The following is a 12833-nucleotide window of genomic DNA, read 5'->3' as shown; positions in this document are numbered from 1 at the left end:
TGCCTTGCACTTTTGTTCGATTTATAGACTTCAATCACTATTTATACAAGGGTTTCAGTCTTAACCAGCAAGCCCTATTTATGGTGCGAAATTAGTACCTAAACAGGTTGGTTTAAATCGTCTGGGATATACGACAGAGTTACCCAATCTCTTTTTGGTAGCTGGGTATCCAAGTGTACCAGGTGTAATTGGCAATGGCATGGATGTTGTAGAACTGCTGACAGGACAATCGGTATGGCACAAAGCAGCTGAAAGACCTCAGCCTTTGGTGGCAGTTGGGTAAGGAATTGTAGCTTTAATAGAGCGATATCTGTTTAGGCTTGCAGTTGTGAGGTGTATACACAAGCCTTTAAAAGTTGCCCCATAAGCTTTTGATCCCTCCAACCCCCCTTAAAATGGGTGGCAAGAACCTCTTAAAGTCCTCCTTTTTAAGAAGGATTTAGGAGGATCTACAATATTTTGGTTTTGTAGAGAGATGTGTGTATACTGTAGACCTTTTAAAGGTGGTTAGGGGGATCTCAAAGTGCCTAAAGTCACAGCAAAACACTTTTCAAACAACCTCTAAGACGTAGTAGGGGTAAAATCGTAACTTTACATTTTTAAATGCAGAGGGATGCAATGGCATTATCAGATGATACATTGGCATTGTAAGGCAACGCATTGGCATTGTTAAGCAATGCAATAGCATTGTCGAGCGACGCATTGGCTAAATTTGTAGTATTTTAAACGTAGAGGGACGCAAACGAAGCACAAAGTAAAGGTACGCAGAGTCTTTTTGAAGAGAATTTGTTAAAACAAATTTATGCAATGTTGTAATCAGGAAGTCTCAGATGTCGCACAAAAAATTTATTTATTGCTGGCAAAAATGGTTACTTCCCATCGTGGTACGTGTAGTAGGAACAATTTGTCTCACAGTAGGGGTGTTGGGCATTTTGGGAAGCACTGCTTCTATAAGTAATGCTCAAACTGTTTTTCCTGGTTCTCTTGCAACTAATGCTCAATTAGTAAGTACTACTAAGGGTATTCAGGACAAACATACACCATTAAAATCAACAGCACTAAATGCAACTGTATATCATAGTCCCGAATGTAACTGTTGTGGTGGGTGGATTGACCACTTAAAAACACAAGGTTTTCAAATCACAGACTTTTCCACGCCTGACATTGAAACAGTTAAACAAAAGTACAACGTACCGGATAATTTATCATCTTGCCACACAGCAATTGTTAATGGATATGTCATTGAAGGACATGTTCCAGCAAACGACATCAAACGTTTGCTTCAAGAAAAGCCAAATATTGTTGGTTTATCTGTTCCCCAAATGCCTGTAGGTACTCCTGGGATGGAGATGGGGAATCGAAAAGACCCGTTTACGGTGTTTGCCTTTGATGGCAATAACTCAGTTGCGGTATTTAATAAATATCCATCTTCTTGAGATAATCTCACTGGATTCAGAGGATGTTTTAAAAGTGGATTTTAATCTATCTTTAGCGATTAAAATGATCAAAAGCTTTTAAAATATCCTTATATTACCTGAATCAGTGGTAGAAGATTTACTGGTTAGAATCAGTTTTGATTAAGTGCGACAAATGACTGAACAATCTCCCAAACCAGAAGCGAGATGCTATGGTTGAAACATTTTGAGAAAGATGCTCAATCGCATGGTTACAATCTTGCAGGCTTGCATCAATTCCCATTGCGTGATAAATCCCGCGAGCATTGCAAAAAGCATTCATCGCTTCTGATTCGCGATTGATTTTTTCTAACACTAAACCCAAATTAAACCAGGAGTTTGCTTCTGCATTTTGGTCATCAAGATTCCTTCTAATCTCTAATGAATATTGATGAAACTCAACCGCTCTTTGGTACTGTCCCAGAGCCTTATAAGCACTTCCCAATCCACTTAAGGCCATGCCCTCCCCATTGCGATCGCTAATTAATCTTGTCAGTTCTAACCATTGGTGGTAAAACTCAATTGCCAGTTGGTACTGCCCCAATGATTCATAAGTATTTCCCAAACTTCCTAGACAAATGGCTTCTCCAGTGCGATCGCCGGTTTTCCTGGTGATACTCAACCACTGGTGATAAAACTCAATCGCTTGCTCGTACTTGCCTAGGTATTCATAAGTATTGCCCAAACTTCCTAGACAAATGGCTTCTCCGGTGCGATCGCCTATTTTCCTGGTGATACTCAACCACTGGTGATAAAATTCGATTGCTCGCTGGTATTTCCCCAGTGATTGGTAAGCGTTGCCCAATCCAGACAAAGATTTGGCTTCTCCGAAGCGATCGCCTATTTCTTTCGCTATATCCAACCACTGCTGATAAAACTCAATTGCCAGGTGGTACTCCCCAATGGACTGATAAGCATTGCCCAAACTTGCTAAACAAATGACTTCACTATTGCGATCGCCTATTTCTCTGGCTTTGTGCAAGCACTGCTTTTCAAACTCAATGGACTCGATGTTATTTAGGCTCCCTGTTCTAATTACTTCTGTCATTCTCTATAGAAAACGAAATTTTTGCTTGATAGGTTGTTGATTATACAATTTTCTGTGCCTTCAACACACAATAACAGAACTTATAAGTACAAGTTCTGTCAAAATCTAAGAATTGTTCTTCAATATGTAACTTTGTTTTATACACCAGTGATTGCTGTGTATAAAATGCTTTTATTTATATTTGGTAGGAAGCACACGAATATAGTATACTCACAAATTTGGCTTTAGAAAAAATATAAGAAAAACCAATCAATCCGCAGCAGCATAATCAGGCAATGCGTTGAGTTGTACGGAGTTTTTTCAAAAATCAAATATGAGTCCTATATAATTACTTATTTATTAGCAAAAATCCACGCAGCTTGAAAAAATTCATGCTCACAAAACATCGCATAACGGTAGGTTGAATTCACTACAGCATTGTTAGTGGCATAATTTTCAACTAAAGTTTCTAATTGTTTTATTAGTGATTGAAAGTCTGTGCTGCTGTAAGTACGAATCCAGTCTGCATATTGATGGTTAGGAATACCATGAAGAGCCAACTGTTCTCCCAAGAAGCCATACAAACGCATACAAGGAGACATGGCCGCAGCAGTCAAACCCACATCTCCACCCCAAGCAGTTGCTAACAAAAAATCAGTATAGCGGCGGGTGGCATAGCCAGCTTCTACAGAATGTAAATTCACTCCCCACTGGGAAGCATAGCTACTATGCAGCCGTAGTTCTTCTAAAACTCCACTCGCTAAGTTATGAAATGTGGTAAAACCTAACCAGTCTGGTGCTTTAGCTGCGGCGATACTGTACGCTCGCGCAAAAGCTTCTAAGAAAAAAACATCTTGCCCCACGTAGTAAGCAAATTTTACCTGCTCAAGAATACCATTGCCAATGCCTTGAACGAAAGGATGCTCTAGGCAAGCTTGGGCTAAGTCTTGATTTGCTGCCCATAATTCGTTAGATAAAGCCATTTTTTAAAAGTCATTTGTCAACTGTTATTCAATGGTATAGGAATCTGGTTTGATTTCTGTTCGCACATGGCGTAGCCATATTTACTCGCATGGGAAGGCAATAGGCAAGCAGAATCAAATAAGGAGTCCTATATCAAGAAGCCGAAGCCAAAAAAAGAGAAAAACGTAGTAGTTTACTTCCAACAGTCAAATCCGCTAGACGGGTTGTGTAAAATTAGTTTGGAGTAAATACTTATCTAAGAGGATGTTTTAAAAGTGGTTGGCTGTGATTTTAATAGAATGATTACCCCCCTTAATCCCCCCGATGTATTGGGTGGGGGGAAACCGGAAAATAATCTAGTTCCCTGCCCTTATAAAGGGGAGGGTTAGGGTGGGGTAAAAATATTTGATACATCAATCATGACTTTTAAAACATCCTCTAAGGGATTTCCAAGAAATAAATTATCCAAATAAACAAACCACTCCAGACGCAGAGAACACAGAGTCAAGAGAAATAGAGACAATTTTACTATCGACTTTGGGATATTTTTTTTAACTGGAACTCCCTTATCCGAACCGTATTGCCTCCCACCTTTATCCTTGGATAGGTAAAATAATCTCAAATTCTGTTCCCTGTCCTAACTTAGAAAAGACGTTAATTTGTCCGCCATGAGTTGACATAATAGAGTAAGCGACGGTCAGTCCTAATCCCGTTCCTTTACCGATAGTTTTTGTTGTAAAGAAGGGGTCAAATACTCGTTTTTGCATTTCATCAGAAATTCCAGTTCCATTATCGACAATGCAAATGCTCACACTCTTGGTTAGAGAATTGCTCAGTTCGGTACGAATTGTAATAGTAGGAGTTGTGATTTTTGCTTCATTTAAGGCATCAATGGCGTTATTTAAGACATTCATGATTACCTGATTGATTTGTTTGGCGTGACAACTCACTTTTGGAAGATCGGCATAGTTTTTGATGATGGCAATTTTAGTGAGTCGATGTTGCAGAATTAACAAAGTACTCTCAATTCCCTCATAAATATCTACGGCTTTGATATCTGCTTCATCAAGGCGGGCAAAATTCCGCAGAGATAAGACAATATTTTGAATGCGTTGACTACCCTGTTCTATTGAATCTAGAAGATTTGGTACGTCTTTGATTGCGTAATCTAAATCCTTTTCCTGGAAATAAGTTTGAATTCCAGTAGTAGGTTGTGGATATTGATGTTGATAGAGACTAATACCACCTAGCAAGTCCTGGAAATAATTTTTGAGATGGCTAATATTGCCGGAGATAAAGTTGACTGGGTTATTAATTTCATGGGCAATTCCAGCTACCATTTGCCCTAAACTCGACATTTTTTCAGCATGAATCAATTGAGCTTGGGTTTGTTGTAATTCCTGGAGAGTAGAGGATAATTGCTGATTTTTGCTGTGGAGTTCTTGGGTGCGCTGCTCTACTTTCTGCTCTAGAGTATTGTAGAGTAGGGCATTTTCGAGGGAAATCGCCGCTTGAGTGGTTAACAATTGTAGTACATCTAAGCGATCGCCCACAAATGCACCCATTGTTAGCTGATTTTCTAAATACAAAATCCCCAGTAAGTGCCCTTGGTTGCGAATTGGCATACACAGCGCACTTTTGGGTTGATGCTGGCGCATATATTCCCCAATCACACTAGGCAGATGGGTTTTGAGATCGTCAATTACAACTGTTTCTAGAGTGTTTTTTACATACTGGATCAGTTTGACTGGAACACTAGGATGATTATCTAAAGGTGCTGTTTGCAACATAGTACCTTCTAAAGTGGCGATCGCCCGCACTTGCCATGACCCATCTTGAAAGAGAATTAACGCACACCGATCAGCGCCAGCATTTTCGAGAATAATCTGAGTTAGCGTCTGGATTAATTGATCTAAGTGAATTGCAGTAGAGATTGCTTGGGAGGCTTTAAAAACAGATCCAAAGTCCAGCGCCGAATTGACGCTGCTGGATGAACTTGATATCTGGGTTGAGGAGTGATTAAAGGTACTGGATATCACAGTATTACATAGTGTTTCTTGCGAGTTGAGTTTGAGGTTTTTCTGTTGCACAATCACTCGCAGAAGTTCTGGGTAACGTCGTTCTAAATTTTCTAGTTTGGCTTTTGCACCCCAACGGGCATAGGAGTAGTAAGCTTGTTCTATGTATGCTTGGGCAACTTTTTCTTTACCCCAGTTGAGGTAGAAGTTGGCAGCCAGTTCATTGCTAAGTGCTGCTTCTTGGATGTAGCCATTTTCTTTTGCTCCAGCAATAGCAAGGTCGTAAAATTCCATTGCTGCGGTTTTTTGTGCCAGTATCCGATACTTTTCTGCCTCCACCAACTGGAATCGATGCAGATGATTCATGGGTGCATAATTTGCCCACTGTTGCATCGTGTCCTGATTTTCTGCTACCTGCTGTAAAATTCTCTGTTGTTCTTCGGCTAGCGATGTCGGAAATAAAGCCAGTTGCAGCAGTGAATCATAAAAGTTCAATATTGGAAGATTCACCGTCGCATATCCTGAACCGGAATATTGTTTGGCTTTGACAGCATATTCCACTGCCAAATCCAATGTTTGAAACAGATAACAAAGCATCAATTTGTTGACAAAGAAATGCCACAAAGCAGCGCCATCATTACTTTGCTCATGTAAAGTCAGCATTGATCTTTCATCGTAGGCTGCGCCAACTAATTCCCAAGGAGTAGTTTTTGACTCGATTAAATTCAATACTACTTGGTAGTAAATATTGTTGTAGTTGAGTGTGTGTTTTTGGTTGATTTTTTCTATTGCTGCCCCATAAATCGCTAATTCATCAGCTAATTTGGTTAATTCTTGACCAGCAATGTAAGCTTGCAAGCAATAAAGGTGGGCAGCGTAACTAGCATAAATCAAATCACCACTATCTAATCCACTGGTATAGGCTTGTAGTAATGGCTGAAGCATTGCTGTTACAGGCTCTTTCCAATGGGCGACACAAAGATGAACGACTACGAGGACTCTTGCTTCGTGTTCCCGATCTTGAAACTTAGACAGCAGTTGCAAGGCTAACTTCCCAAATTCATAACCTGTTGAGATACTGCCTGGTTGACCACAAAGCATGAGTCCATACCCTGAGTAAGCGAAGGCAGAAGCGGAAGTATTTCCGTATTTTACAGAAAGAGCAACTTTCTTCAGCACCACCAAACGATGGAGTTCAGGTTTTGCCATATAAGCAGGAGTTGTTACTTTAACTAAAACACGCAAGGCTGCACGTAATTCTGGATTCTGCATCTCTGGCAAATTAACCAATTCAGCAACTGTTTTGCCAGTTAAGCTAGCTTCAGTTTCTTCCAAGGCCAGAACAAAATCTGATGCCGTTGGTTCTTGAGGGAACTCAATGCCCAGCAACTGCAAAAATTGCATAGCTGTATCGATAGCTACCAAAAATTTACCCTGAGCTATGTAAGCTTCAATTTTTACCTCATAAACTTTAGCTGTATCAGCGATCGCTTTTGCGTGTTGTAAAATTTCCTGGGCGAAATCTTCCATTGCATCAATTTCACCACAGAGAAAACTGGTTTCGGTGGCTTCGCTATACAAGCTTAAGGTCAGATTGTAGTCAGATTCCCAAGGGTTAAATGGTAGTAACTGGATACCTGTTTTCAGATAAGCAATTGCTGAACTGTATGCGGTTGAAGCTTTTGCCTTTTTCCCAGCCATGAGATTTAACTGTGCGAGTTCATGGCGTTCTGTAGGTTGATGGAAATGTTCAAGCCCAATATTTAGCTGATTTGCGATCGCAAAAATCTGATTTTCTAATTCAGCTTCCGGGGTATTTTGCCACAACAGGCGACCGATTTTAACATGGGTTATCTGTTTATGATCTTCATGAATCAGTGAGTAAGCGGCTTGTTGGACACGATCGTGCAGAAATTTATATGTTACAGAATGAGCGATTTCCTGATTAGTTGCTTGATTTTCGTGCCCTGCATAAAACTTATAAACTTCGCTAGTTGGCAAAATCAAGCCGAACTCTAATGCTTCCCATAATGCGGCGGCGGTTTCGGTTTGGGATTGTTGATAAACAATTGCCAATATATGCAAATCAAATTGATTACCAATACAAGCCGCCAGTTTCAAAACTTCCTGAGTTGCTGGTGTTAGTTTCTGTAACCGTTGTGTCATAAACTCCACCACGTCATCTGTCAACGCTAGTTGCTTAACTTGGGCAATATCACACTGCCAATGCCCAATTTGAGAATTAAATTGAATGTAATTATCCTTATGCAGCGCCTTCAGAAACTGAGTGGTGAAAAAGGGATTCCCTTTAGTTTTTTGATACACCAATTGCATCAATGGTTGTGCTACTTCCGGTTGACAATTGAGGGTATCTGCTAGCAATTGATTCACACTTACTTTGCACAGTGGACTGAGTGTAATTTTGTTAATTTTGGCTCCAGCATTGCCTATCTCATCTAATCTCAACATTAGGGGATGTGCGGGGAAGACCTCATTATCTCGGTATGCCCCAAGCAATAACAGGTAGCCCTTCTGGGATTCATCCATCAGCAACTGCATTAACTTCAGAGATGCTGAATCTGCCCACTGCAAGTCATCCAAAAACATCACTAAAGGATGTTCTGGTGTGGTGAAAACTTGAATAAATTTCTGGAACAGCAGATTGAAGCGGTTTTGGGCCGCCATCCCAGATAGTTCTGTAGCCAAAGGTTGAGAACCAATAATTCGTTTTAGTTCTGGGATGACCTCAATAATAACTTGAGCATTTTCACCCAAAGCTGTGATAATTTTATCCTGCCACTGCTGCAAATGGGTATCGGTTTCACTCAATAATTGCCCCATTAAATCCCGGAAGGCTTGCACAAAGGCACTCAAGGGAATATTGCGATTAAATTGGTCATATTTGCCTTTGATAAAATAACCACGTTTCCCAACAATAGGTTTATGAACTTCGTTGACAACCGCAGTTTTCCCAATTCCAGAGAAGCCTGCTACTAGCATCATTTCGGTTGTCCCTTTACTGACGCGCTCAAATGCGTTGAGTAGGGTTTCTATTTCTGCTTCTCTGCCATAGAGTTTATCGGGGATAATAAAGCGATCGCACACATCCTGTTGGGCAATTGGAAAAGTCTCAATTTTGCCTGTTTCCTTCAATTGAACCAAGCACTTTTCTAAATCATACTTCAGTCCCAATGCACTCTGATAGCGTTCTTCTGCATTCTTCGCCATCAATTTTTTGATAATTTCTGCTAGTACAGATGGAATTTTGGGATTTATCTGATGCAGGAAAGGTGGTACTTTCGCAATATGACAATGTACTAATTCCATCGCATCTTCTGATGGAAATGGTAATTCCCCTGTCAGTAATTCGTAAAAAGTTACACCCAAAGAATAAAAATCTGTGCGGTAGTCAATTCCCCGATTCATTCGTCCAGTTTGTTCTGGGGAAATATAAGCAAGTGTTCCTTCTAATACGTTGGGACTGATTAAAGTTTGAGTTTCTCTTGGCAGTAGAGATGCAATACTAAAATCGATTAATTTAACTTGTTTTGTTTCTGGATTAATCAGAATATTGGCAGGTTTAATATCTTTATGAATAATGCGATTGCGAATTAGAATATCTAAAGTCTCACACAGAGATATAGCCAGGGGCAAAAATTCCCTAAGTGAATGTTGCTTTGCGCCCATCTCCGTTTTCAGAGAAATTCCCCCAAAGTCTTGCATTACGAGCGCATAGCCATTCTGGTAAGGTTCCAGGCTGTAAGTTTGGACGATCGAGGGGGAGTTGAGATTTTTAGCGATCGTGTATTGATTGCGAAACTGTACTAGTTCAGAAAAACTCGGATAAGGATTTTTCAGCAGCTTGATGACTACAGGCTGTTGGTCACTCTCTCGAACTGCTCGATAAACTAGGGTTCTAGAACCGTTGTAGAGTTCTTCGCTGACTTGATAGCCGGGAATGGTAACTACACTGCTAATCATAATTCTTTTGAATTTTTAAGACCTTAGCATTTAGTGTTCCCAGATCCGCCCCATCAGTCAGAGATTAAGGTAAAGGAATTTCTTGGCTTTGACGTAGAAACTATACTGCCCGATCATGATGCTAATACAGCACTGCGAAAATAGTAAATTTATTTAGGCATCTGGGAATACTAAATGTAAAAGTCTTAAAGATAAAGTCCAGCATGATTAGCACCAAACTCAGTATTCCTGGATATAAAGTTAGCGAACAACTTTATGATAGTGCCAGAACTCTTATTTATCGTGGTTTCCAAGAAACTGACTCCTTACCTGTAGTTATCAAACTGCTGAAAAATCCTTATCCTAGCTTTAGCGAACTCGTACAATTTCGTAATCAGTACACCATTACCAAAAATCTCAACTATCCCGGAATCATTCAAACTTACAACTTAGAAGCATACCAGAATGGTTATATATTAGTGATGGAAGACTTTGGGGGAATTGCCCTTAAGGATTATTTCGTTAACGATCATGTTGTATCCCTAAAGGATTTTTTAAAAATTGCAATATCTCTGTGTGATGTCTTAGATATACTTTCCCGCCATCGAATTATTCATAAAGATATAAAACCTGCCAATATATTAATTAATCCTGAAACTAAGCAAGTTAAGCTCATTGACTTTAGTATTGCCTCTTTATTACCACGAGAAACCCAAACGCTAATCAGTCCGAATGTATTAGAAGGGACGCTGGCTTATATTTCCCCAGAACAAACAGGAAGGATGAATCAGGGGATTGACTACCGGACAGACTTTTATTCTTTGGGTGTAACCTTCTATGAATTACTTACAGGTGAATTACCTTTTCAATCAAATGATCTGATGGAATTGGTACATTGTCACATTGCTAAATCAGCGCCATTAGTAGATGAAATTGACCCACAAATTCCGTCTGTCCTTTCAGAGATTGTCAGCAAATTGATGGGAAAAAATGCGTCATCCCGCTATCAAAGTATATTGGGTCTGAAATTTGATTTAGAAAATTGTTTAACTCAACTCGAAAAAACTGGTGAAGTTAAGAGTTTCCCAATTGCTCAACGGGATGTGTGCGATCGCTTTATTATCCCCGATAAACTCTATGGACGAGAAACTGAAATAGCCACCTTAATCGAAGCATTTGAAAGAGTAAGCAAAGGTGCAACTGAAATAATGTTGGTTACTGGTTTTTCAGGAATCGGAAAAACTGCGGTTATTAACGAAGTTCATAAACCGATTGTGCGCCAACACGGTTATTTTATCAAAGGGAAATTTGACCAATTTCAACGGAATATTCCCTTGAGTGCTTTTGTGCAAGCATTCCGAGATTTAATCTGGCAATTATTAACTCTAAACAACGCTCAAATCCAGCAATGGAAAAACCAGATATTAGAAGCTGTTGGGGAGAATGGACAGGTAATTATTGAAGTCATCCCGGAATTATCAAAAATTATTGGTGAACAACCACCCGCACCAGAATTATCAGGAACTGCGGCCAAAAATAGATTTAATTTATTATTCCAAAAATTTACGCAAGTCTTTACGATTGCTGAACATCCATTAGTGATATTTTTAGATGATTTGCAATGGGCAGATTCAGCATCGCTGAACTTAATGCAACTATTGATTGCTGATACAGGTCATCTATTGTTAATTGGTGCATATCGTGATAATGAAGTCAATCCAGCACATCCATTAATATTGACTTTGAGCGATATTCAAAAAATGCAAGCACCAATTAATACAATTAATTTAACACCACTAAGTCAAGGGCAATTGAATCAGTTAGTCACGGACACACTCAAATGTACAGAAAATGTAGCATCACCTCTTTCTCAATCGATCTATCAAAAAACTCAAGGTAATCCGTTTTTCACAACACAGTTTATCAAAGTATTACATCAAGAAGAATTTCTTAAATTTGACTTGAATTCCGGCTGTTGGAAATATAATATTACCCAAGTAAATCAGCAAGCGGTTACAGATGATGTTGTAGAATTCATGGTGTGTCAATTACAGAAACTTCCTGAATCAACTCAACAACTTTTACAGTTAGCTGCGTGTATTGGGAATCAGTTTGGCTTAGTAACTTTGGCAATAGTTTCAGATAAATCAAAAACAGAAACGGCAGCTATTTTATGGAAAGCTTTACAAGAAGGATTAATTTTATCTACTAGTACTGCTTATAGTTTTCATCAAGATTTATTTTTAGAAAAAAACGGTAATATAACAAAGAATATAGACGCACAAACGGCTGAAGATAGTTTAAAAGAAAAGACAGTTACATACAAATTTTTACACGATCGCATTCAACAAGCTGCCTCTTTTCTGATTCCCAAAGAACAGAAAGAGTTGACCCATCTCCAAATTGGACAATTAATTTTAAAAAATACATCATTAGCCCAGCAGTCAGAGAATATTTTTGAGATTGTCGGTCATTTAAATTATGGAATTCCACTCATTAACCAGCCAAGTAAACGTCAAGAATTAGCTAAACTAAATCTCAAGGCAGGTCACAAAGCCAAAGAAGCGATTGCTTATGGTGCGGCTCTACAATATTTCAATCAGGGCATTCAGTTGTTAATTAGTGATGGCTGGGAAAATGCTCATGATTTAACGCGAGATTTATATCACGCTGCTGCCGAAGTTGCATTTATCAGTAATGAATTTGAGCAGATGGAATCGCTAATTAAAGTAGTGATACAACGAGCGACAAGTTTTTTAGATAAAGTAAAAGTTTATGAAATTAAGCTCCAGTATTATCAAGTACAAGGGCAGATGATTAAAGCAATTGATATTGGGTGTCAAACTCTCAAAAAACTTGGAATACCTTTATTTAAATCTGTTACTGCTTCAGATATTCATCAAGCTATAGAAAACACTTTATCAACACTGGGAGAGCGTCAAATTGAAAGTTTAATTGAGCTACCTTTGATGACTGATCCTCAAGCTTTAGTTGCTCTGAAAATTATGATCAGCCTCACTCCCTCTGTCCATCAGGCTGCTCCCCACTTATTTCCAATTATTGCCTGTGAACAAGTTAACTTATCGCTTAAATACGGCAATACAGCACTTTCAGCGCCAGGATATGCTGATTTTGGCATTGTTTTAAATGCGGTATTAAATCAGCTAGAAAAAGGATATAAGTTTGGGCAGTTAGCTTTAAAAATTGTAGAGAAGTTTGATGCAAAATCTCTAAAAAGTATGACTAGTTTCAAAGTAGCTGCATTTAATCAATTCAACAAGCTACCTGTCCGAGATACCATTAATTTATTAAAAGAATCTTATACTTTAGGATTAGAAGTTGGAGATTCTGTCCACATGATTGTCTCAACTTTTTTTCGACTTTTTTATACCTATCTAATGGGTATAGAAG

At 39.0% G+C, this 12833-nt stretch carries 5 protein-coding genes and 1 pseudogene; 3 read left to right on the top strand and 3 right to left on the bottom strand.

Going from position 1 to position 12833, the window contains the following annotated elements; translation table 11 throughout:
* Window positions 1-76 precede the first annotated feature (76 nt).
* Together GNF10_RS29915 and GNF10_RS29910 are read left to right on the top strand one after the other, a co-directional pair.
* Window positions 77-283, top strand: a pseudogene (locus tag GNF10_RS29915) (NAD(P)/FAD-dependent oxidoreductase); the annotation flags it as partial.
* A 547-nt stretch (window positions 284-830) separates the two neighbouring features.
* The gene (locus GNF10_RS29910; protein ID WP_185580571.1) at window positions 831-1436 is read left to right on the top strand and encodes a DUF411 domain-containing protein; all 606 of its coding nucleotides are present in this window, start codon (window positions 831-833) and stop codon (window positions 1434-1436) included.
* 118 nt (window positions 1437-1554) lie between these two features.
* Here the strand turns inward: GNF10_RS29910 and GNF10_RS29905 are convergent, their stop codons facing one another.
* From GNF10_RS29905 to GNF10_RS29895, 3 genes are all read right to left on the bottom strand, one after another.
* On the bottom strand, window positions 1555-2502 hold the full coding sequence (locus tag GNF10_RS29905; RefSeq protein WP_185580570.1) for a tetratricopeptide repeat protein: 948 nt from the start codon (window positions 2500-2502) through the stop codon (window positions 1555-1557).
* Between the two features lie 332 nt (window positions 2503-2834).
* Window positions 2835-3464 carry a TenA family protein gene (locus GNF10_RS29900; RefSeq protein WP_185580569.1) on the bottom strand — a complete coding sequence of 210 codons (630 nt, stop codon included), beginning with the start codon at window positions 3462-3464 and terminating at the stop codon, window positions 2835-2837.
* Between the two features lie 573 nt (window positions 3465-4037).
* Window positions 4038-9443, bottom strand: a complete 5406-nt coding sequence (locus GNF10_RS29895; RefSeq protein WP_185586076.1) for an ATP-binding sensor histidine kinase — start codon at window positions 9441-9443, stop codon at window positions 4038-4040.
* Between the two features lie 203 nt (window positions 9444-9646).
* On the opposite strand from GNF10_RS29895, the gene GNF10_RS29890 reads away from it, so the two are divergent.
* Window positions 9647-12833 (top strand): AAA family ATPase (locus GNF10_RS29890; protein ID WP_185607318.1); only part of this gene is annotated, 3187 nt, incomplete at its 3' end.

The sequence above is a fragment of the Nostoc sp. UCD121 genome (genome assembly GCF_014222285.1).
Classification (GTDB): Bacteria; Cyanobacteriota; Cyanobacteriia; order Cyanobacteriales; family Nostocaceae; genus Nostoc.
The sequence above is the reverse complement of the archived record's forward strand: the minus strand, read 5'-3'. Positions and strand labels throughout refer to the sequence as shown.